Annotated in this window: 23 protein-coding genes; 9 read left to right on the top strand and 14 right to left on the bottom strand. The window is 64.0% G+C overall.

Features of this window, described 5'->3' with window-relative positions:
* Positions 1-75 precede the first annotated feature (75 nt).
* Together EN808_RS17540 and EN808_RS17535 are read right to left on the bottom strand one after the other, a co-directional pair.
* Entirely contained in the window at positions 76-1,200 is a 1,125-nt protein-coding gene (locus EN808_RS17540; RefSeq protein ID WP_245525090.1) for a transporter substrate-binding domain-containing protein, read from the bottom strand.
* A gap of 273 nt (positions 1,201-1,473) precedes the next feature.
* Positions 1,474-2,169 (bottom strand): SDR family NAD(P)-dependent oxidoreductase, encoded by a 696-nt coding sequence (locus EN808_RS17535; protein WP_135916504.1) that lies wholly within the window; start codon positions 2,167-2,169, stop codon positions 1,474-1,476.
* A 173-nt stretch (positions 2,170-2,342) separates the two neighbouring features.
* On the opposite strand from EN808_RS17535, the gene EN808_RS17530 reads away from it, so the two are divergent.
* Positions 2,343-2,972 carry a glutathione S-transferase family protein gene (locus EN808_RS17530; RefSeq protein WP_135916503.1) on the top strand — a complete coding sequence of 210 codons (630 nt, stop codon included), beginning with the start codon at positions 2,343-2,345 and terminating at the stop codon, positions 2,970-2,972.
* A 173-nt stretch (positions 2,973-3,145) separates the two neighbouring features.
* Positions 3,146-3,634 carry an Rrf2 family transcriptional regulator gene (locus EN808_RS17525; RefSeq protein WP_127870255.1) on the top strand — a complete coding sequence of 163 codons (489 nt, stop codon included), beginning with the start codon at positions 3,146-3,148 and terminating at the stop codon, positions 3,632-3,634.
* A gap of 3 nt (positions 3,635-3,637) precedes the next feature.
* On the opposite strand, the gene EN808_RS17520 is transcribed toward EN808_RS17525, so the two are convergent.
* The 4 genes from EN808_RS17520 to EN808_RS17505 all read right to left on the bottom strand — a co-directional run bounded on the left by EN808_RS17520 (position 3,638) and on the right by EN808_RS17505 (position 6,496).
* Complete coding sequence (locus EN808_RS17520) at positions 3,638-4,639, bottom strand: mechanosensitive ion channel family protein (RefSeq protein ID WP_135916502.1); 1,002 nt, start codon at positions 4,637-4,639, stop codon at positions 3,638-3,640.
* Positions 4,640-4,707: 68 nt separating this feature from the next.
* On the bottom strand, positions 4,708-5,136 hold the full coding sequence (locus tag EN808_RS17515; RefSeq protein WP_127277671.1) for a cupin domain-containing protein: 429 nt from the start codon (positions 5,134-5,136) through the stop codon (positions 4,708-4,710).
* Between the two features lie 37 nt (positions 5,137-5,173).
* A complete protein-coding gene (locus tag EN808_RS17510) occupies positions 5,174-5,950 on the bottom strand; it encodes an SDR family oxidoreductase (protein ID WP_135916501.1) in 777 nt (258 codons plus the stop codon).
* A gap of 66 nt (positions 5,951-6,016) precedes the next feature.
* The gene (locus EN808_RS17505) at positions 6,017-6,496 is read right to left on the bottom strand and encodes a carboxymuconolactone decarboxylase family protein (protein ID WP_127277672.1); all 480 of its coding nucleotides are present in this window, start codon (positions 6,494-6,496) and stop codon (positions 6,017-6,019) included.
* Positions 6,497-6,623: 127 nt separating this feature from the next.
* Between EN808_RS17505 and EN808_RS17500 the strand changes: the two genes are divergently transcribed.
* Positions 6,624-7,595, top strand: a complete 972-nt coding sequence (locus EN808_RS17500; protein ID WP_135916500.1) for a LysR family transcriptional regulator — start codon at positions 6,624-6,626, stop codon at positions 7,593-7,595.
* On the opposite strand, the gene EN808_RS17495 is transcribed toward EN808_RS17500, so the two are convergent.
* The gene (locus tag EN808_RS17495) at positions 7,574-8,173 is read right to left on the bottom strand and encodes a YdeI family protein (protein WP_135865969.1); all 600 of its coding nucleotides are present in this window, start codon (positions 8,171-8,173) and stop codon (positions 7,574-7,576) included. The genes EN808_RS17500 and EN808_RS17495 overlap by 22 nt on opposite strands.
* Before the next feature lie 196 nt (positions 8,174-8,369).
* Between EN808_RS17495 and EN808_RS17490 the strand changes: the two genes are divergently transcribed.
* On the top strand, positions 8,370-8,714 hold the full coding sequence (locus EN808_RS17490) for a VOC family protein (RefSeq protein ID WP_127277675.1): 345 nt from the start codon (positions 8,370-8,372) through the stop codon (positions 8,712-8,714).
* A gap of 33 nt (positions 8,715-8,747) precedes the next feature.
* Here the strand turns inward: EN808_RS17490 and EN808_RS17485 are convergent, their stop codons facing one another.
* Complete coding sequence (locus EN808_RS17485; protein ID WP_127870250.1) at positions 8,748-9,221, bottom strand: cupin domain-containing protein; 474 nt, start codon at positions 9,219-9,221, stop codon at positions 8,748-8,750.
* 65 nt (positions 9,222-9,286) lie between these two features.
* Between EN808_RS17485 and EN808_RS17480 the strand changes: the two genes are divergently transcribed.
* Together EN808_RS17480 and EN808_RS17475 are read left to right on the top strand one after the other, a co-directional pair.
* On the top strand, positions 9,287-9,742 hold the full coding sequence (locus EN808_RS17480; protein ID WP_127870249.1) for a MarR family winged helix-turn-helix transcriptional regulator: 456 nt from the start codon (positions 9,287-9,289) through the stop codon (positions 9,740-9,742).
* A 131-nt stretch (positions 9,743-9,873) separates the two neighbouring features.
* Positions 9,874-10,602 (top strand): SDR family oxidoreductase, encoded by a 729-nt coding sequence (locus EN808_RS17475; RefSeq protein WP_127870248.1) that lies wholly within the window; start codon positions 9,874-9,876, stop codon positions 10,600-10,602.
* Positions 10,603-10,619: 17 nt separating this feature from the next.
* Here the strand turns inward: EN808_RS17475 and EN808_RS17470 are convergent, their stop codons facing one another.
* A complete protein-coding gene (locus EN808_RS17470) occupies positions 10,620-11,588 on the bottom strand; it encodes a LysR family transcriptional regulator (protein ID WP_135916499.1) in 969 nt (322 codons plus the stop codon).
* Positions 11,589-11,610: 22 nt separating this feature from the next.
* Positions 11,611-12,516: a S1C family serine protease gene (locus tag EN808_RS17465; protein WP_135916498.1), complete on the bottom strand. Its 906-nt coding sequence runs from the start codon at positions 12,514-12,516 to the stop codon at positions 11,611-11,613.
* A gap of 344 nt (positions 12,517-12,860) precedes the next feature.
* Between EN808_RS17465 and yghU the strand changes: the two genes are divergently transcribed.
* Positions 12,861-13,727, top strand: coding sequence for a glutathione-dependent disulfide-bond oxidoreductase (gene yghU, locus EN808_RS17460; protein WP_127870246.1), 867 nt, complete (start codon positions 12,861-12,863; stop codon positions 13,725-13,727).
* Between the two features lie 76 nt (positions 13,728-13,803).
* Here the strand turns inward: yghU and EN808_RS17455 are convergent, their stop codons facing one another.
* Both EN808_RS17455 and EN808_RS17450 read right to left on the bottom strand, forming a co-directional pair.
* Positions 13,804-14,103 (bottom strand): DUF1236 domain-containing protein, encoded by a 300-nt coding sequence (locus EN808_RS17455; protein WP_135916497.1) that lies wholly within the window; start codon positions 14,101-14,103, stop codon positions 13,804-13,806.
* Between the two features lie 553 nt (positions 14,104-14,656).
* Entirely contained in the window at positions 14,657-14,902 is a 246-nt protein-coding gene (locus tag EN808_RS17450; protein ID WP_135916496.1) for an exopolysaccharide production repressor protein, read from the bottom strand.
* Positions 14,903-15,114: 212 nt separating this feature from the next.
* Between EN808_RS17450 and EN808_RS17445 the strand changes: the two genes are divergently transcribed.
* A complete protein-coding gene (locus tag EN808_RS17445) occupies positions 15,115-15,855 on the top strand; it encodes a sulfotransferase family protein (RefSeq protein WP_127279486.1) in 741 nt (246 codons plus the stop codon).
* Positions 15,856-16,560: 705 nt separating this feature from the next.
* Here the strand turns inward: EN808_RS17445 and EN808_RS17440 are convergent.
* Complete coding sequence (locus EN808_RS17440) at positions 16,561-18,078, bottom strand: WD40 repeat domain-containing protein (RefSeq protein ID WP_135916495.1); 1,518 nt, start codon at positions 18,076-18,078, stop codon at positions 16,561-16,563.
* A 318-nt stretch (positions 18,079-18,396) separates the two neighbouring features.
* On the opposite strand from EN808_RS17440, the gene EN808_RS36350 reads away from it, so the two are divergent.
* Complete coding sequence (locus EN808_RS36350) at positions 18,397-18,498, top strand: putative RiPP precursor (protein ID WP_189521988.1); 102 nt, start codon at positions 18,397-18,399, stop codon at positions 18,496-18,498.
* On the opposite strand, the gene EN808_RS17435 is transcribed toward EN808_RS36350, so the two are convergent.
* A complete protein-coding gene (locus EN808_RS17435) occupies positions 18,499-19,692 on the bottom strand; it encodes a hypothetical protein (protein ID WP_135916494.1) in 1,194 nt (397 codons plus the stop codon). It abuts the gene before it with no gap.
* Positions 19,693-19,738 lie beyond the last annotated feature (46 nt).

The following is a 19,738-nucleotide window of genomic DNA, read 5'->3' as shown; positions in this document are numbered from 1 at the left end:
AAAACCAGTCTTAAAAAAGGGCGGCTTTTCTTGCGCGCAATGCCGCGAGCGGTCCGCCCTTCTCATGCCGACAGCCTATTTCTCGCCCAGATACTGGAAGACGGCCTGTTTCCACCAGTCGCTTTCCAAGGTTTGCAGCAGGGCGACATCGAGCGGCTTGCGCAGCCGGCTGCCGAGCGGCAGTGCGATGGCATATTGCTGCTGGTCGAACGTCGCGTCGAGGACCTGCAGGCTCGCGCCATAGTTCTGTCCGACCAGCCAGCCAAGCAGCGGCTTGTCGTGGACCAGCGCATCGATCTTGCCGGCGCGCAGCGTGTCCAGGCCCTGCTGGACGGTGGCGAAGTCCTGATGGCGGATATGGGTCGAATCCAGATAGGACGCGGTCGAGGAATTCCGCACGGCGCCGACCCTTACCGTGCCGAGGTCGCTTTCGCCCTGCACCATGCCTTCCATCTGCGTCACGGTCAGCACCGATGTGACGCCCGCGGTAAACACCGCGATGGCGATGATTGATCCCATCATCCAGAGCGCGGCGAGCACGCGTCCCGGCACGGTTCGCGGACCGAAATCGCCGGTGCTGGCCTGGGTCGCGGCAATCGTCGACCACCACATGCTGGAAAACAGGCCCTTGGCGACGCCGCCGCCGAAATCGTCATTGTGGCGGCGTTCGAACATCCAGATCAGCACGCCGACCACGACCGAGATGACGATCAGCGCCAGCACCGCCTGCAGGAAGCCGAACGAGGTCAGCGTGCGCAAAATCGGCCGCCACGACGGCTGGCTGTTGAGCGGTGTGGCGATGCCGAGCCCGGTCGTGAAAAAGGGCTGCGTGAAGTCGACAGTCTTTTCGCGGTCGGCCGTGACCGTGATCGCGGCCATCGCCACATCGAACTTGCCGCCGACAACGCCATCGATCTGGTCCTGCACGCCAGGCACTTCGACATAGTGGAAGCGCAGGTTGAGCCGCCCGGCTATTTTCTGCCAGAGGTCGATGCTCAATCCGGACCAGGTGCCGTCCTGCAGCTTGAAGGCGAAGGGCGGCGCGACCTTCATTCCGACCGATATGTCCTTCGATGCCACGTCCGACGGCAAAGGCAGGTCGGCGGGCGTTTGTGTCTGGGCGACGGCGGCGCCCGCCCCGACACACGCGGCCACGGCCATGATGATCAGCGCCATCAGCCACGAAGCAACACTTCTCAACAGCACAACTCCCGGCGACCCGTTGCGCCGCGCGATCTGATCGCGGGCTCGAAAAGGTAGCCGCCATGCCGCCCTTCGTCCACCCGCCATGTCAGCGGGAGACGATGCGCGAATATCTGGCGAGAAGGATGCAAAAACAACCAGTTGGAACAATTTGCCGTTTCAGATGCTAAACGCCATCACGCAATGTCAAGCGCCGCCGCGCCCGGAATTCCGACCTCATCTCGCCTCACGCTGAACATAACAATCCGCCTTTACCACGGCAGCTCCGCCTCACCACGGCAGCTTCTTGCCATCGCGAAAGAAGCCGCCGGTCGGGCCGTCGTCCGGCAGGGTCGCGGCCCACACGATGCCGGCCGCCCCTTGCGCCACCGGGCGCCCGCCCGGCCCGCCCATGTCGGTGGCGACCCAGCCCGGGCAGATCGCGTTGACCAGCACACCCGAGCCGCGCAGCTCCGCCGCCAGCACGCGGGTCAGCGCGTTGAGCGTCGCCTTCGAGGTAGAATAGGCCGGCGCGCCCGCCCCCATCGAGGCCAGCGAACCGCCTTCCGACGACACATTGACCAGCCTGCCGTGGCCGCCAGCCCCAAGCAAAGGCGCGAAGGCGACCGCGGTCCGCCAGGCGCCGAAGACATTGGTCTCGAACGCCTCACGAATGACGGTCCAGTCGGGCTGCAACGCGCGCGAGCCGGTGTCATAGTGGATGGCGGCGTTGTTGATCAGCACGTCGAGCCGGCCAAACCGGCGCTGCACGTCGTCGGCTGCCCTTGCTGCCGCGTCAGGCGCGGCGACATCGAGCGCAATGGCCTCGACGGCGCCATCGAGCGCCTGCGCCGCCGCCTCGCCCCTGGCGCGATCGCGCACGCCGAGCAGAACGGTGAAGCCGAGTGCCGCGAGTTGCCGCCCGGTTTCAAGCCCGATGCCGCGATTGCCGCCGGTGACGAGCGCGACTTTGTTGTTGGTGTTCATGGGAATGCCTCTTTGTCCGTCATCTCGGGGCAAAATGGCATGGGTGGACTTGTTTTATTAGAGGGAGGAGATCGCAGTCATCATGCGAGGGGGCGCATGAGACGGTTTGCGCAGGAATCGGGTGTCCGCAGGCGGGGCGCCATGCGATCGTTGATCCATCACGAGGGCCCGCCATGCTTACGCTTCACGATTATCTGCCATCGCAGAATGGCTGGAAAGTCCGGGTCCTGCTCGGCCTGCTGAAGATCCCTCACGACACCCGCATCGTCTCGATTTTCGAGGGCGAGAGCCATACCGATGCTTTCCTGGCGCTCAACCCGGCAGGCGCGGTCCCGGTCCTTCAACTCGAAGACGGCAGCGCCATCGCCGAATCCAACGCGATCCTCACCTACCTCTCGGAAAGTACGCCCCTGCTGCCAGCCGACCGCTACCGGCGCGCCAAGGTCATGCAGTGGCTGTTCTTCGAACAGTACAATGTCGAGCCGGTCATCGGCTCGCTGCGCTTCTGGAGCTTGACCGGACGGCTCGATCGCAACCAGGCCATGGTTGCCGGCAAGCGCGAAGCCGGAGCCCGCACGCTCGCCGCCCTGAACCGCAGCCTTGGCGAGACGCCTTTCCTCGCCGGCGCTGGCTTCACCATCGCCGACATCGCCGTCTATGCCTACAGCCATCGCGCCGAGGATTGCGGCTTTTCGCTCGCGGACTATCCGGCGTTCGCCGCCTGGGCCGATCGCGTGCGCGATGCCATCGGACCCGGCTACCCCGCCCATCCCTACGGCATCGACCCGCATTCCGGCGCTTAGGCCCTGTACTTCCAGCCCCCGGGATAGCGCCGTTGCGCCTATCACGCCAACAAGCCGCGTTGGGACGACAACGGCTGAACCCTCCCACCAGAACCTGTCTGTTTACACCATGGCAGAATAGGGATATTTCATATCCTTAATAGAGTTGGTCGCCATCGACCCGGAACCCGTGGATGATCCTGAAAAGCCAAGTCGAATGGGCACTGCACTGCTGCGCCATTCTCGCCGGTCTGCCCGAGGGACGCTATCTCTCCACAAAGGCGCTTGCCGAATTCCACGGCCTTCCCAAGGAATATCTTTCCAAGGCGTTGCAAAGCCTGTCGCAGGCAGGCCTCGTTCATACGACGCTCGGCCCTTCGGGTGGATACCGGCTGGCACGGACACCGGCCGAACTGACCTTCCTGGACATCGTGGAGGCGGTGGAGGGCAAGGCGCGTACGTTTGTGTGCAGCAACATCCGTGCAAACAACCCGTGCCGCCCTCAGGGCTATTGTGAAAGCGGCCCTTGCGCGGTGTCGCGCATCATGTGGGAAGCCGACGAAGCCTGGCGGGCAAAATTGCGCGGTGTCAGGCTTTCCGACCTCACCGAAGCGCTGGCGCAGGAGATTCCGGCGGAGCTCTGGAAAAACAGCTTCGAATGGGTGCTGGAGCGCGCCGGGTGAGCATTAACGCATGATCCGCGCCAGCGGCTGGCCTGCCGTCGCCGGCAGCATGATGGCGTAGCTTTGGGGCGACATCGCAAGCGACAGGCCGTTCGCCTCGCAATGACGATGGACAAGGTCGATCACCTCGTTCCTCGCAAGCAACCGGTCGCCCGGACCGGCGACGCAAAAAAGCAGGTCCATCCCGATGGCCGCCGCGTCGATCTCCTTGAGCGCGACAAGCGGTGCCGGCTCCTTGACGATCCGTTGGCAGTTCCGCAGAGCCGCATGCATGGCCTCTTCGATGACGTGCGGCGCGTGCGTGGCCGCAAGCCGCACGGCCAGGGTCAATTGCTGCCTCTCGTCGGGACGGCTGAGATTGGTCATGCTCAGCTTCGCCAACACGCTGTTTGGCAGGACGACGATATTGTTCGCACCCGTAAGCAGATGCGTGGAACGCCAAGTTGTCTCGACGACACGTCCTTCCGTGCCGTCGCTCAGCATGATCCAGTCGCCGAGCGTGAAGGGTCGGCCCAGCGTCAGCGCAATACCGGAGAAGACGTCGCCAAGCGTATTCTGCAGCGCAAGCCCGACAATGATCGCAACCACGCCCGACGTTGCCGCCAGCGTTCCGATGGGAGCGCCAAAGACGAAGCCTGTTATCGACAGCGCCACGCCGAGATAGATGGCGGCGACGACAAGGTCCTGGAGCAGGCGCGCCTCTTGCGGTCGGTGCTCCAGAACGATGTAAAGGCGCACAAAGCCGACAAGCGTCCAGGCAAGATGCGTCCACCAGAGGACGCGCGCCGACTTCGCCAGATATGCGCCGGAGCCTTGTAGATCCGCCTCGCCCATCCAATGCGGCAGGATATCGCTGAAGCCGAGCACCGCCGTCATGCCGGCGAAGAACAGGATCTGGACGATCAGGCGCGCCATGGGCCGCCCACGGCCCTGGAAATACCACACGGCAATGCCGACGAGCCCCAGAAGGTTGATCAGGACCAGAGCCAGATGATCGCCGAACATGGGTCCTCCGACAGGATTGAATTTGCTGGCAGGGCCGGCCGCCAGGAATGGCATCCGGCCGCTTGCGCCTACTTCTTGACCGGATAGGTCAGTTCCTTCTGCGCGGTATCGACCACGAAGACAGCCAGCAGCTTTGCGGGTTTCGTCTTGCTGCCGTTCTCGCTCACGCTGTGGCGATCGCCCGGCATCTCCGAAAAGCTCTCGCCGGCCTTGTAGACCTTGGCCGGGTCGTCATTGACCTGGCTGCGGATCGAACCTTCCAGAACCGTCGCATAGATGAAGGCCGAACTCGGATGGGTATGCGCCGGCGAGTAACCGCCGGGACCATATTCGACGAGGATGCCCTTGATGCTCTTGCCCGGAACATTCGGCAGTTCATGCTCATAGACAAGGGTGACCTTGGCCGCCTTCTCGCCAGTGCGAGGGGCTTGCGTGGCGCCGGCCGGGCCGGCCAGGGCTGCCGTCACGACGAGGGCGGCGACGATTGACTTGATCATTTGAAAACTCCTTTTTCCATTGAGCGGTATCCCGGGCCTAGGCCGCTGCGTTTGCCGGCGGTGATTTCCGCGCCGAGGTGGCGAACCACTGCTCGAACGTGATGTGGCCAAGGCGCGGATTGTCGTCGGAGACCAGCGAAGTGTCGTTCAGCCTCGCGCCGAAGTAGAGCGCCTCCGGATCGGCCACGACCTCGCGAGGATCGCCGACAGCCTTGAGGTAGCGGGCGACGAGTTCGCTCATCCGCACACGGTCGGGCCCCGAGATCTCGATCATGCCGTTGATCGGCGCGGCGAGCGCGACCCCGGCCATCACATCGGCGACGTCGTCGGACGCGATGGGCTGTACATAGGCCGGCGACAGGTGCACGGCCTCGCCGACCGTGCCCGACTTGGCGATGCCGGCCAGGAACTCCATGAATTGCGTCGAATGAACGATGGTGTAGGGAATGCCGGACGCCTTGATCAGATTTTCCTGGACGAGCTTGGCGCGGAAATAGCCGCAGTCCTGCAGGCGTTCGGTGCCGACAACCGAGAGCGCGATATGGTGCCTGACGCCCGCGGCCTTGCCGGCGGCGAGCAGGTTGCGGCCTGACGTGGTGAAGAAGTCCATCGATGCCTTGTCCTCGAAGGACGGGGAGTTGGCGAGGTCGATCACCACTTCGGCGCCTTCGAGTGCCTCCTGCAGGCCTTCGCCGGTGATGGTGTTGACGCCGGTGTTCGGCGCGGCGGCGATCACCTCGCTGCCCTGCTTGCGCAAGCGGTCAGTGGTCTTGGAACCGATGAGGCCGGTGCCTCCGATGATGACGATTTTCATGATGGTCTCCGTTTGCGGCCGAGATCTCGCGCCGCGTCGATTGATGGTCAGCCGAAAGGAAGGGTTTTAGTTCAGGCCAGCCTTGTCGAGGCCGTAGAGCTTGTCCGCGGAGCCTGGCACGGTCTTGAAGGCGACGCTGACACGGTTCCAGGCGTTGATGGCCATGACCGAGAAGGTCAGGTCGGAGATCTCCTTTTCCGAAAGCTGCCCGCGCACGCGCTCATAGAGTTCGTCCGGAATACCGCCTTCGGCGAGCTTGGTGACGGCTTCGGTCCAGGCAAGGGCAGCCCGCTCACGAGGAACGAAAAGGGGTGATTCCCGCCAGACGGCGAGATGATGGAGGCGCAACTCGCTCTCGCCGTGGATCGTGGCTTCCTTCACATGCATGTCGAGGCAGAAGGCGCAGCCATTGATCTGGGATGCCCTGATGTGGACGAGGTCGCGGGTCTTCTCCTCGATGGCGCTGTGTGCCTCGGCCATGCTGAAATCGAGGAGCTTCTTGAACAGTTCAGGCGATTGCTGGGCGGCGTTGAGGCGCTGTGTCATGGTCTCTCCTTTTTTGAGGATATCTTATGTCCTTAAGGATAATAAATATCCGTAATATCTGGACAGTAAAGCGCCATCCGCCTAGGATGCGGACATAAGGCTTATGTCGAAAAGTATGAGGGCGAGGATGGACGTCGTATCGGCGTTGAGAACGTTCCTGCGGGTGGCGCAGACAAAATCCTTCTCGGCGGCTGCGCTCGACCTCGATCTGACGCAGCCGGCAGTGTCGCGGCAGGTCTCGGCGCTGGAAGCGCATCTCAAGACGCGCCTTCTGCACCGCACGACGAGCGCGCTCGCCTTGACGGCGGAGGGTGAACAGATGTTGCCTATGGCGCTGCGCGTCCTCGAAGCGGTCGAGGCACTCGGCCAGGCCAGCGGCGCCGAAACGGCAACAGTCTCCGGAAAAGTGCGGCTGAGCCTGCCCACGCCGCTCGGCCTGTTCATCGGCGACCGCCTCGCGGGGCTGCTGGAGAGCCATCCGGCGCTGGATGTCGAGCTGATCTTTCGGGACGAGCCTTCGGACCTCATCGCCAACGCGATCGATCTCGAGGTGCGCCTCGGGCCGGCCGGCGACAGCAGCCTGGTGTGCCGCAGGATCGGCTGGACAACAGCCTTTCTGGTGGCCTCGCCAAGCTATCTCGAGGGACGCGGCTCGCCGCGAACGCCGCAAGACATCAGGGATCACGCCTGCATTTGCTACAGCCGTGCCGGCGATGGCCGTTCGTGGTCGTTCTCCAGCGGAGCGGACGACGTTGTCCTGCGCATCGAGCCGCGTCTTGTCGCCAACAATTCGATGGCCGTTCATCGCGCGACACTGGGAGGAGCCGGGCTTGCGGTGCTCTCCCACATTCTGGTCGGGGCGGACATCGAAGCAGGCAGGCTGGTCAAGCTGATGCCGGATTTTTCGCCGACGCGCCTGCCGATCAACGTCGTCTACCCATCCCGCCGGAATATACCGTTGCGTGTGACGACAGTCCTCGACTTTCTTGTCCAGGCCGTCCGCGGCGATATCTTCATGGCATCGTCGGCACCCTTGCCGCCCGAGCCATCGACCCGCATTCCCGCGCCCGAGGACCCCTATTTCTTGCCTTGCGGATAGATCGTCTCGCCGCGCTTCAGCATCGCCACGAAGGTCTCGATCTTCTTCTTGCGGCCAGCCTCGGTCTTCATGTTGTGGGTGCGGAAGGCAAGCGAGAAGCGGTTCTGCGCGCTGAGTTTTTCCAGCATCGCCTTCGCCGCCGGCTCGGCGTCGATCGCCGCTTGCAGATCGTCGGGGATTTTCATCTCCTTGCCGCTGCCATAGGCGCGCGCCCAGCGCCCGTCGGCCTTGGCCGCCTCGACCTCCCTCAGCCCATGCGCGGTCATGCGGCCCTCCTCGACCAGCCGCGCCACATTGTCGACGTTGATCTTGCTCCAGATGCTCTTTTTGCCGCGCGGTGTGTAGCGCTGCAGGAAACTATTCTCGTCCAATCCCTTGCGCACCGCGTCGATCCAGCCGAAGCACAGCACGACGTCGATCGCTTCCTTCGGCGTGATCGATTTCAGTCCCGACCCCACCTTGTGCACCTTGATCCACACTTCGGTTTCCGTGGCATGGTGCTGGCCGAGCCAGGCGTAAAAACTGTCCGCGTCGGGGAATTCCCTGACCTTGTCGGGATCGACCTTGACCGGCGGCATCAGCGGGTCTGCCCGTTTAGAATTGTTGTCGCCTGCATCAACATCATGTTGCCTCCGTCATCGTGCGATTCCCGGCATTATCGCATGGCCCACTGTCAGCTTTCGTCAGCAATGGAGCACGCAGCCAGGAAACAGCGGAACGTGCCATCCAGTGCCGCGTTGCGGCAAGAGTGCACGGTCCGATGGAGGTTTCCTGATGGCAATCGAAACCATTTTCGCCCATGTCAGCTGCTCCGACCTCGAAGCCAGCATCGGCTGGTACGAAAAACTCTTCGGCAAGCCGCCGCTGCGCCGGCCGATGCCGGGGCTGGCCGAATGGCAGTTCACCGACAGTGCCGAAGTACAGTTGTTCGAGGACAAGCAGAAAGCCGGCACCTCGACGCTGACGCTCGGCGTGCTGCCTCTGGCGCCGGAGCGACAGAGACTGGTGGATAATGGGCTTGAGCCCGGCCCAATCGAGGAGGCCGACCATTTCTGGATCATGCGCATGCGCGATCCCGACGGGAATCTCGTGGTGTTCGCGAGTGCCGAGCGGGAATAGAGCCGGCGCGGCCCCAGGAGCTACGCTCGTGCTCTACGCCGGTGTCGGTGCCGCCGGCGTCAGCCCGTGGCGACGCATGATCTCCATCATCTTGGCCTTGTCCGGGGGGCCACCAGCGGCGGCATTGAGCAGGCCGAAGGCTTCGCGAAAATAGTCCGGACCAATCGCCGCCGGCGTGATGACGCACAACGCCTTCGCATCCTTGGTGCCGTTGTTGTCGAAGCGGTGAACGGCGCCGCGTGGGATGCACAGCGCCTCCCCCGGCCCAACCTCGATCGGCCTGCCGTCCACGGTCCACGTCAGCACCCCGTCAATGCCATAGATCGTCTCTTCGTAGTGATCATGGCTGTGCGCCGGCGCGGGCAGGCGCTGTGCGCCAGGCACCATCAGCTCGAAGGCGGCGACGCTGCCGTTAGAACTCTCGCCGGACACGAGGAAGCGGACCGACAATCCCTTGGTGCCGATGATTTCGTCGGCTGGGTTGACCTGAAGATTCATGGCTGACATTGCGCAAGCCCCTCCGGTAAATTACATTTACTAGATATGAGTAAACTCAATTTACCGGATCGTCAATGACCACCTCCACCGAAGTCCTGCAGACCAAGACCGAGGACCTTTTGATCGGCGCCCTGCTGCGCGTGCCTGCCCAGGCGATCCAACGCCGGCTGATCAAGGAGCTCAACGCCGCCGGTTTCGAGGAATTGCGCTTGCCGCATATGGCGGTGCTGCAGTTTCCCGGCCCGGACGGCGCGCGGCCCGGCACGATCGCCGAGCGCGCCGGCATGAGCAAGCAGGCCATCAACCAGTTGCTCAGCAGTCTGGAAGGCTATGGCTATCTCCTTCGCTCCGACGGCGAAGGCAGCGCGCGCGTGGTGCGGTCCACCGAGCGCGGCCACGCCGCTTTCTGGAAAATGGTCGACATATTGCGCGACATCGAAGAGGAGTGGCGTACCGAACTTGGGCCGGAGCGCTTTGCCCAACTGAAAGCACTGCTGTTCGTCGTCTGGGACAGCCCGCTGGCGCGTTGAACGAGACGGTGCTCGTGCGCAGCGCGCATCATCGGCGCCTCCGATGGCACCATCGGTTTCTTCCGTTTCCGCTTTCCGCATCGACCTGCCAATCCCCTGCCCTTGTCCCAATCCAGCAAAGGCAGAGCGAAATGCGTCTTTCGAACCAGAAAATCCTGATCGCCGGCGGCGGCTCCGGCATGGGCCTGGCCCTGGCCAGGCGTTGCGTCGAGGCTGGCGCTGAAGTCATCATCGCCGGGCGCCGCGAGGACAGGCTGCGGCAGGCCCGTGAGGCGCTGGGCAATCCCGCAGGCCTCCACATTGCCGCTGTCGACATCACGCGAGAAGACCAGGTCGCGGCGTTGTTTGCCGGGATCGGCGGCCTCGACCATATCGTCAGCACCGCCGCCGACATCGAAGGCGCCTATAGGCTACTGCCGGAGCTTGACCTGAACGCTGCGCAACGCGTGGTCGACAGCAAGCTCTTCGGCCCGCTGCTGCTCGCCAAGCATGGTGCGCCGCGGCTTGCGGTGAGCGGCTCGATGAGCTTCGTTTCCGGCATCGCAGCCTACCGGCCGGCCCCGCGCGGCTCGGTCGTCGCCGCCGTCAATGCCGCGCTCGAAGGGCTGGTGCGGGCGTTGGCGGTGGAACTCGCGCCGATCCGCGTCAACGCCGTCTCGCCCGGCTGGGTCGACACCGAGATCTGGGGGCAAGTTGCGGGCGACAGGAAGGCAGAGACGCTTGCGGCGATGGCCGAGCGGCTGCCGGTCGGCAGGATCGGCCATCCCGACGATATCGCCGACGCGGTTTTCTTTCTGATGGGCAATGGCTTTACGACGGGAACGACACTGCATGTCGAAGGCGGACATCGCCTTGCCTAGACGGTAGCGCCGCCCCTTCAGCAATTGTTTGGAAACAAGACCTTGGGGCGGCTCTCCGATTCAAGACCTGAACCAGCCAGCAAGCGTTCGGGCACCAGCGTTTCGCGCGCGGCGGCAAGCAGTTGCCGGAGCGCCGGCGGTTGGACGCGCCGGCGCCGCCAGATCATCGTCAGCGGCGCCGTCCGCATCTCACCGGGCCATGTCAGTTCGGTGAGATCACCGCGCACCAGCGCGTCGCTGACCGCGAGACGTGGAACGAGGCCCAGCCCCGAGCCGGCAGCCACCAGCCGCGCAATGGCGCCGATGCTGCCGACTTCGGCGGCGAGTTCCGGCGCGCCGATGCCCGCTTCGGCAAAGGCGATATCGAACATGTGTCGATAGATGCATCCAGGCTCCGTTGCCACGAAACGCTTGGCCGCCAGGGCAGCCAGGTCGCGCGGAACCATGCTCTGCCCCGGTGCGGCGACAAGCGCCAGCGGTTCGGCCGCTATCGTGCGCCTGACGAAGCGTTGATCGGCGCCGCCGTTCGAAAGGTCGCGGCGATCGAAACAGAACGCGACATCGATGTCGCCCTCCTCCAGCTGGCGCAGCAGCGTGCCGCTGTCGGCCACCTTCATCCGCACGGTGATATCGGGATGACTGGCCTGGAATCCCGGCAGCCAGGGCGCCAGCCGGGCCGAGGCGATCGTCTCGAGCGCGCCGACGGTCAGCACGCCCCTTGTCTGCCCAGATGCCGCCTGAACTGCTGCCCGTGCCTCACCGTCGAGCCGCAGCAATTCTTCGGCGATGGGCTTCAGCGCCAGCCCCGCCGGCGTCAGTTCCAGGCCTGATTTCGGGCGCGTGAACAAGGCAGTGCCAAGTTCGGCCTCCAGCGACTGGATCTGGTCGCTGACACTCGATTGGGCGAGATGAACCGCCTCGGCGGCGCGCGTGATGTTGCGGCTGCGCGCCACCGCGAGGAAGGTCCTGAGCAGTCTTGGATGCATCGTCTGGCCGAAATCGTCCGATCTACTGCAGCTGCGGTTTCTTCAGGAAACTGCCGCGGTCGGCGGACTTGACGCGCAGCCAGGTTTCGCGGCCGTCGCGCACCACCCGCATCGGAATTTCGGCGCCCGCCGAGCCGCTTTCCCACAGCTTGCGATAGAAATCGGCGAGCCCGTCGACGGCGCCGTCGCGCACCTCGGAGATGACGTCGCCTTCGCGCAGGCCGGCCTTGGCCGCCGGGCCACCATCGGTCACGCTCATCACCACCACCTTGCCGTCGCTTTCAGCCGACAGCGCGCCGAGCCACGGGCGCGGCGGCTTGGCCACCTGGCCCCGCGTCAGCAGATCGTCGAGGATCGGCGGCAAGAGGTCGATCGGCACCACCATGTTGATATCGGCAACCTCGCCGGCGCGGCTCATCTGCAGGCGCAGCGAGCCGATGCCGAGCAGCGCGCCATCGGCGCCGAACAAGGGCGCGCCGCCCCAGGACGGATGCGCCGGCGCGATGAAGATCGCCTCGTCGAGCAGATACTCCCAATAGCCCGCGAATTCCTGCTTGGTGACGATCTTGGCCTCGACCGCCCGGCCGATGCCGTCGGCAAGCACCACAGCGTCGCCGATCCTGGCCTTGCCGGCATCGCCCAGCGCCACGGCCGGCAGACCGGTCGGCGCCAGCGCCTGGACGAGGCCGAAGCCCGATTCCTGGTCGTAGGCCAGCGCGTGCGCGGGGATGACGCGGCCGTCATGCGCGGTCAGCCAGACCTCCTCGGCCTCGGTGATGAGATAGCCGATGGTCAGCACCAGACCGTCATCCCTGATGACGACGCCGCTGCCTTCCCTGAGCGTGCCCAGCGCCCCGGCGGTGAAGGCATCGTCGGGAACGGTCGCCCGCACGGCAACGACGGAGCGCGGATTGGGATTGATGGTCATAGATTTTGTCCTGCGATGCGAATGCCTGACGGCTTCTTCTATAGGTATGCCGCTGAGAGGAAGGCGCAAGGGGTGGCGCTTTCCTTCTCCCCTTGTGGGAGAAGGTGGATCGGCGCGCAGCGCCGAGACGGATGAGGGGTGTTCCAGCGGAGTGAGACGTTGGCTTTCCCTGGAGCACCCCTCATCCGACCTCGCTTCGCGAGGCCACCTTCTCCCACAAGGGGAGAAGGAAGATTCGACGTCCGTGCTGACATTGACAATAGTTCAACACAAGTTGAACTTCCTTCTCCGCAGCCCTAGCTATGGGGTGACCTGCCCATCCTTCCCACGATACGAGAGCCGACATGACCGAATACACCCCGCCGAAAGTTTGGACCTGGAACAAAGCCAATGGTGGCACCTTTGCCAGCATCAACCGCCCGATCGCCGGTCCGACGCATGACAAGGATTTGCCCGTCGGCAAGCATCCGCTGCAGCTTTATTCGCTGGCGACGCCGAACGGCGTCAAGGTGACGGTGATGCTGGAAGAGCTCCTTGCGCTTGGCCACAAGGGCGCCGAATACGACGCATGGCTGATCCGCATCAACGATGGCGACCAGTTCGGCAGCGGCTTTGTCGAGGTCAATCCCAATTCCAAGATTCCCGCGCTGATGGACCACAGCGGCAAGACGCCGGTGCGCGTCTTCGAATCCGGTTCGATCCTGGTCTATCTCGCCGAAAAGTTCGGCGCGTTCCTGCCGGCCGAACAGCCGGCCCGCGCCGAAGTCCTGTCCTGGTTGTTCTGGCAGATGGGCTCGGCCCCCTATCTCGGTGGCGGGTTCGGCCATTTCTATGCCTATGCGCCGGAAAAGTTCGAATATGCCATCGACCGTTTCTCGATGGAGGTGAAGCGTCAGATGGACGTTCTCGATCGCCGGCTGGCCGAGACCGAATATCTCGGCGGCAAGGATTACACCATCGCCGACATGGCGGTCTGGCCCTGGTATGGTGGGCTGGCGCTCGGCAGGATGTATAATGATTCCGGGGAGTTCCTGTCGGTGCAGGACTACAAGAACGTGCAGCGCTGGGCGAAAGCGATCGATGAACGCCCCGCGGTAAAGCGCGGCCGCATGGTCAATCGCGCCTTCGGCGAACCGGCCATGCAGTTGCACGAACGCCATGATGCCAGCGACTTCGACACCAGGACGCAGGACAAGCTGGCCGCCGAGTAGATTCAGGGTAGCTTGCCCGACGTAAAAAAGCCCATCATCGAGTTGAATCGGTGATGGGCTTTTTACTTGAGACGGATCAGTGAAGAACTTCAACGATCTGACGGGTGTCGGGGTCCACCAGCACGGTCTCATCGTTGATCACCGCGACGCGGTACTTGACGTTGGGAACTTCACGCAGTTCGACCTTGTCCGGCACGGACGAGCCGAGCTTGAGTTCGACGCCCAGAAGGTTCACCGACGCCAGCGGCTCCTTCTTGATGTATTCGCGAACGACCGTTTCCTGTTCCGGCTGGACCACGATGGTGTCCGCCAAAGCCGCGCCGACGCCGCCCAGCAGGACGATGGCAGCCGCGGCACTCGTAAGATAATGTTTCATGACAACCTCCATGATTCGTAATTGCTCCGCCTCAAGCAAAAACTCTCACGCAACTCGGAGGTTCCATCCCTATATGTGAAATGAATGTGGCATTCGACCAACAATATGCCACAATTTGTTGGATATTTAAGCGAAACTATCAACGCGGATATGCTTCGCATTCCCAAAAAATTCTTCGAGTTTCTGGAATGGCAGGAAATAACGCTTTGCAAGGCAAGCACCCTGCCACGTCTTGATCGGGTTATTCGCCCCGCGTCCCACCTTGGTAACAGCTAACGTCTGGCGAGGGGTGCCGTTCCCCTGCTTTACCTCGCCTTCCAAAAAAGGCCCACCCTGCCGGGAGCAGAGCGGGCCTTCAACCGACCGGCGGAGGTGGCGCCTCGCCGGCCACGGCAGGAAAACGCACGCATCGCAGCTTCGTTCCACCTTGGCCGCCGCGATTTGGCAGGGGTGGACAACGCTCGACAAACCGGTCAGCAAAGCCTCCAGATATCCTCCTGGCGAAGGAATGCGCTGCGGGGAGCGTCGTCCTGGGCGGAGCCAGGCCTCTTCGTTAGAACCGAACGCCGTCCCGATGTAGCGGCGGCACCTGGCTGACTCCATCCTGGCTTGTCACGGCGTCCTGTGCGCGCCTGTAGATAAGCCCCAGGACGAGCACGAAGTAGCCGACCTGCAGGACAACCAGAACCATCACTGTCCAGGCAAGCGCCTCCCAGAAGGAGCCGGTAGCCATATAGGTCCAGACCGCGACAAGCGTCGTGGTCGCCGACATGCCGACGAGAAATGGCCCAAAATACATCGCCCTTCAAGATCGCCGAACCGTCCCAGACCGGCGACTCCCTGCCACATCTCCGCACCCGCGCACAGGCTTTCATTATTTTAGCAACTACGCAAGTATGTGGTGTCCTGATGGGATCCACCTAGAAATTTGTTGCGCGCCAGCGCTGACAGGAGCAGTTTGATGCTCACGGACCGGGGTAATCGGGAAAAGAAGTCCGGTGGGGATGGGGAATGACGCTCAAATTGATCGGGGCCGGTTTCGGCCGCACCGGCACATGGTCGACCTTTGCCGCGCTGAACAAGCTTGGCCTGCCCTGCTACCACATGCAGGAAGTGATCATGAACAAGGCCAACACCGGCCATCTCGATTTCTGGCGCAAGGTGGCCAACAGCCCGCCCGGTTCGCAGCAGGATTGGGACAAGGTGTTCGCCAACTACACCGCCACGGTCGACAATCCCGGCTGCTGCGTGTGGCGCGAACTGATGGTGGCCTACCCCGACGCCAAGGTGCTGCTGACATTGCACCCACGCGGCGCCGAGGCATGGTACGAAAGCACGATCGACACGATCTACTTCACCGAGAACCTGTGGCAGTTCAAGATCCTGGAATGGCTCACCCCGTTCGGCCGCAAGTTCGGCGACATGTCGCGCAAGCTCATCTGGGGCCGCACGCTGGCCGGCGTCATGGGCGACCGCGACAAGGCGGTGGCCCGCTACAACGCCTATGTCGACGAGGTTAAGGCGGCCGTGCCGCCGGAAAAGCTGCTGGTGTTCAAGGTCAGCGAAGGCTGGGGCCCGCTCTGCCATTTCCTCGACGTGGCTCAGCCGAACGAACCCTTCCCCAACCTGAACGACCGCGAAACGATCAAGAAGATAATTCGCGACATCATCAAGGGCTCCTACATCATGCTGGGACTGACGGTAGCCGCCATCACGGCGGTGATCGCGGCATTGTGGTGGTGGCTGGGGTAACGGCAAGCCCAGGCGCGCCTGCCTGCATCGAGCAGGTCGAGTTTTTCGCTGCCTAAACAAACGACCTCAACGACCGCCGGCTTTCGGTCCGGCACTGATTGCCAACGGCTCTCGCGGCAATTTTGCGCTTGCCTTTCCTGGCGGGCGGTCGCCGGTCGATGGCTGTCGGAACAGGCTTTTGCCCCTTCTCGAGCTGACGTCGAGACAGGATCATTATATATCAATTGGATAAAACAGCGGAACGTCCAATGGACATTGCCGGAACCGAACAAGGCCCCCCGGACCTTTGCGCGTACCACCCAAGACCTTGGTCCTACAAGGAAGACCGCACGGTTCGATTCACGGCGCGGTAACACGCCGTGGCCGTCACTTCAGAGGCGTCAGCACCTTGCTCCGGCGATAAACCGTCCGCTCTCGGCTTGCCGGGCCAATGCTGCAAAGGCGAAGAGGTTGTTCTCTCGTCGACGCCCGTCGGGTGGTTGGCCGACCATGCCCGGTCAGGATGCCGGACCTTGCAACCTTTGCCTATTCCGCTTTCGCGGAAGTTTCAGCCGTCATGCAATGTGCGATGATGTTATTGCGGCGGTACGAGCCGCCCTGGCTGGCGCGGGCGCCGAGCACACCCCAACAATGCGCCCCCCCGTCCGTGTCGGCCAGGCGCTCGGCGCATTCAGCATTCCGATTGCGTGGGCGCAACATCTCCACTCACTCCGGCGCACCCGCAAACAGCACGACGCCGTCGCCCCCGGTGGCCGGCCAATCCCTGATTGTGCGGTCGTAGCCGCCGGTCAGCACCGTGCCGTCGGCGGCGAAGGCCACCGCGTAGATCGGCCCGGTCTGGCTGTCGAACATGGCGATCTGGTTGCCGCTCTTGATGTCCCACAGCCTTGCGGTGCCGTCGAGCGAGCCCGACAGGAGGCGCTTGCCGTCCCCTGACAACGCCAGTGCGTAGACCGTACCCTCGTGGCCCTCGAAGCGCTTCACCTCGCGGCCGCTGTCGAGATCCCAAACCTTGATCGTCAGGTCGCCGCTGCCGGTGATCAGGTGATGCCCGTCGGCTGTGAACACGGCGCCATAAGTGCCTTGCTCATGGCCGTGCCAGCTGCGCAGCTGCTTGCCGCTTTCGATGTCCCAGAGTTTCAGCGTCCCGTCGATGCTGCCCGACAGGGCCTGCCTGCCATCGGGCGAGACTACGACCGCGCTGATCGACCAGTCATGGCCGGTCAGCACATGTTGCACCGACCCGTTGACGAGGTCCCAGATGATGACGTTGCCGGTGTCGTGCCCGCTGACGGCGTGCTTGCCGTCCGGGCTGATCGCCAGCTTGTTGACGCCGCCGTTCTGGCCGGATTGGAAGACGTGCAGCACCGCGCCGTCGGCGAGTTTTCGCTGAACGATCTCGCCGTCGTCCCCGGCCGTCAGGGCGCTGATGCCGTCGGGCATGTAGAGCGCGGTGCGCGCCATGTCCTTGTGCACGCCGAGATTGCGGATCAGGTGCTTGCCGCCGATATCCCAGAGCTTGATCGTGCGGTCGGTGCTGGCGCTCATGATCGAACGCCCGTCCGGCGCTACGGCCAGCCAGACGACGGCATCACGATGGCCTTCGGGCAGTGTGGGCAGCGGCGCTGGCGCCGGCGGCGGCGGCGCCACCGTGGCCGGCGGAATGAGCGCGACCTCAGGCGGCGCCGGCACGACCGGCGCCGGCGAAACAGGCGGCACGACCACGGGCGGAGCTGGTTGCACCGATACGGTTGGTGGGTTTGCCGCAGCCGGGGGGGCTGGCGGCGGGGCCGGCGCTGGCGGCGCGGGCTTTGGCGCGGGAACCACGGGCGGCGCGCTGGCGACGTCCTGGCCACCCTCATGCGGCCGCCACGAGCCGAACTTGTCGCCGAGCAGCGCCAGCACGACAACCACCGGCAGCACTAGGAAGGCCCGGCGCAGGCCCGGACGGCCCGCCGGCTCCACCTCGACATCCCTGCCGAACAGCGGCACTCCGGCCGCATGCACGGGCCGGCCGGGCAACTGGCCCGTCAGGAACAGCAGCGCACCGATGAAACAGGCAAGTGCGGCCACCGAATAGGCCGCCAGACGCGGCGCGGCCGCGTCCAACCCGGCAAAGCCGTGCCCGGCAAGGGTATCGATCAGCGGATAGACCCCGGCCAGACAGGCAACCGCGACCACGGCCAGGACGAGCCCCAGCACCCTGTCAGCCAACCTGTTCATCGCGCTTCCCCTCGCCGGCCCTTGGACCAGACTATCAGCGTCATGGGCACATCGCAAAATGCCGCCCGTGCTCGCGGAAGACGGACGCAGACACTGCGGCATGAAGAATATCCGCGGCGGCCCTGCTCGAGAAATCAGCTTGAGGTCGATCGCGCCGCCGCAGCCACGGTCTCCGGTTCGATCAAACGACGCCGATAAAGGCTAGTGTCCAATTTACCACGGTCGCCGCCGATATGGACTAAGCTATCCCGGGCGAAATATTGACAGCAGGCGGAGTTATGACACACTCCGCCCGGGATATAGTGGAGAGCTTGCATCATGAAGAAGATTTATGAACGGCCCATTCTGATCCGGAAGGGCAATCTGAAATCGATCACAGCCTCGGTCAACGGCCCGATCGTGATCTCCATCACGAAGTAATCAGCCGGCCAGCACGAGGTCGTCCACCACCATTTGCCAGGAGTGTTTTGCCGAAAGGCGGACACGGGTGACTTCCCCGAGCATCGGCGCGTAGTGGAGCGGTGTCAGCGCCGACAGCACCACTTCATCGCTGGCGACCAACTGCTCACCCCGCCAGCTTTCGATCAGCGCCGTTTCCCCTTCCGCCTTCAGCCACGCAACGCTGAGCAGCACGGAGTGGAAGGCGAATGGCGTCTCACGGCTGAACTCGGCCGGATAGCCGCTGCTCGTATAGGCCACGTGGTCGCCAGAGACATTGCCGTTGACATAGCCCTCGCTATCCTTGGTGTGATCCTTCGCCATGGCGTTCAGGTTGCGCCACTCCAGCCCCGCATGGCCGCACGGGATCTTGCGGAAGCCGCGCTGGGTGACGTCGTCGAAGCCGATCGTGCGCAGCGCCGCCCCGTCGGCCAGGGCTCGGGGTAAAAGCAGGCCGAGATCGGCCGGATAAGGTGACAGCGCCAGCCGGCGGTCGAGCCCGCCGCCGCTGATCACCACGGTGTCGGCTTCTTCGGCAAGCTCGAAGCGAAAGGCCGAGGCCGGGGCCAGCGTCCGGCACTCCAGCACCTGCCCGTTCGCCATCACCGACAGCGTCGCGCTGCCGCCCGCCGCCATCCTGCCGGCCAGGCTGCGCACCGGCGCCAGCCCGACCGGCCGTGGCAGGTCCCGCGACACCAGCCCGGTGGGCGAGCCGGGCGCCAAATGGAACTCCATCGACTGCGTCTCGTTGGCGCTGGGCGAGCGCCAGCCCGGCGGCAGCGAAACCGAGAACCGGTAGGCGCCGGGCAAGCGGAGTGCAGCCTTCACCGCCGACGTCGACATGGTGAAATTGGCATAACCGGCATTGTTGGTCCTCGATGACGCGACGAAGCCGCCTTGTCCGTCGAACAGCCGCACCATGATGCCGGCCATCGGCCGGTCGGCCACGCCGTAGCGGCCGTCGCGGTCGACATCGAAATAGACGAAGGACGAGTAGTTGACCGTCCCGGTGCTGCGGCTCCAGTCGGTGCGAATGGCGTAGTCGTTGGCAGGATTGGCCCGGCGCAGCGCGCGGCGGCGGACACGCGCTTTGCGCAACAGCCGGATGACGGCGACGGCGGCGGCAATGATCGCGAGCGCTGCGAGAAGGATTCCGATGAGGCTGAGGTCACTCATGGCGGACGGGCTTCGATGATGGCCGCTCGCCGTCTTCACGAATGCA

The organism is Mesorhizobium sp. M8A.F.Ca.ET.165.01.1.1 (genome assembly GCF_004792065.1).
Taxonomy (GTDB): Bacteria; Pseudomonadota; Alphaproteobacteria; order Rhizobiales; family Rhizobiaceae; genus Mesorhizobium.
The sequence above is the reverse complement of the archived record's forward strand: the minus strand, read 5'-3'. Positions and strand labels throughout refer to the sequence as shown.

Coding starts and splice junctions, on each gene's coding strand:
- EN808_RS17535 (WP_135916504.1), bottom strand. CDS start 2,169: ATGAACACCAACAACAAAGTCGCGCTCGTCACCGGCGGCAATCGCGGC.
- EN808_RS17525 (WP_127870255.1), top strand. CDS start 3,146: ATGATCCTGAAAAGCCAAGTCGAATGGGCACTGCACTGCTGCGCCATT.
- EN808_RS17480 (WP_127870249.1), top strand. CDS start 9,287: ATGACCACCTCCACCGAAGTCCTGCAGACCAAGACCGAGGACCTTTTG.
- yghU (WP_127870246.1), top strand. CDS start 12,861: ATGACCGAATACACCCCGCCGAAAGTTTGGACCTGGAACAAAGCCAAT.
- EN808_RS17475 (WP_127870248.1), top strand. CDS start 9,874: ATGCGTCTTTCGAACCAGAAAATCCTGATCGCCGGCGGCGGCTCCGGC.
- EN808_RS17450 (WP_135916496.1), bottom strand. CDS start 14,902: ATGTATTTTGGGCCATTTCTCGTCGGCATGTCGGCGACCACGACGCTT.
- EN808_RS17520 (WP_135916502.1), bottom strand. CDS start 4,639: ATGTTCGGCGATCATCTGGCTCTGGTCCTGATCAACCTTCTGGGGCTC.
- EN808_RS17435 (WP_135916494.1), bottom strand. CDS start 19,692: ATGAGTGACCTCAGCCTCATCGGAATCCTTCTCGCAGCGCTCGCGATC.
- EN808_RS17515 (WP_127277671.1), bottom strand. CDS start 5,136: ATGATCAAGTCAATCGTCGCCGCCCTCGTCGTGACGGCAGCCCTGGCC.
- EN808_RS17440 (WP_135916495.1), bottom strand. CDS start 18,078: ATGAACAGGTTGGCTGACAGGGTGCTGGGGCTCGTCCTGGCCGTGGTC.
- EN808_RS17510 (WP_135916501.1), bottom strand. CDS start 5,950: ATGAAAATCGTCATCATCGGAGGCACCGGCCTCATCGGTTCCAAGACC.
- EN808_RS17485 (WP_127870250.1), bottom strand. CDS start 9,221: ATGTCAGCCATGAATCTTCAGGTCAACCCAGCCGACGAAATCATCGGC.
- EN808_RS17465 (WP_135916498.1), bottom strand. CDS start 12,516: ATGACCATCAATCCCAATCCGCGCTCCGTCGTTGCCGTGCGGGCGACC.
- EN808_RS17500 (WP_135916500.1), top strand. CDS start 6,624: ATGGACGTCGTATCGGCGTTGAGAACGTTCCTGCGGGTGGCGCAGACA.
- EN808_RS17490 (WP_127277675.1), top strand. CDS start 8,370: ATGGCAATCGAAACCATTTTCGCCCATGTCAGCTGCTCCGACCTCGAA.
- EN808_RS36350 (WP_189521988.1), top strand. CDS start 18,397: ATGAAGAAGATTTATGAACGGCCCATTCTGATCCGGAAGGGCAATCTG.
- EN808_RS17505 (WP_127277672.1), bottom strand. CDS start 6,496: ATGACACAGCGCCTCAACGCCGCCCAGCAATCGCCTGAACTGTTCAAG.
- EN808_RS17470 (WP_135916499.1), bottom strand. CDS start 11,588: ATGCATCCAAGACTGCTCAGGACCTTCCTCGCGGTGGCGCGCAGCCGC.
- EN808_RS17445 (WP_127279486.1), top strand. CDS start 15,115: ATGACGCTCAAATTGATCGGGGCCGGTTTCGGCCGCACCGGCACATGG.
- EN808_RS17455 (WP_135916497.1), bottom strand. CDS start 14,103: ATGAAACATTATCTTACGAGTGCCGCGGCTGCCATCGTCCTGCTGGGC.
- EN808_RS17495 (WP_135865969.1), bottom strand. CDS start 8,173: ATGCCGCCGGTCAAGGTCGATCCCGACAAGGTCAGGGAATTCCCCGAC.
- EN808_RS17530 (WP_135916503.1), top strand. CDS start 2,343: ATGCTTACGCTTCACGATTATCTGCCATCGCAGAATGGCTGGAAAGTC.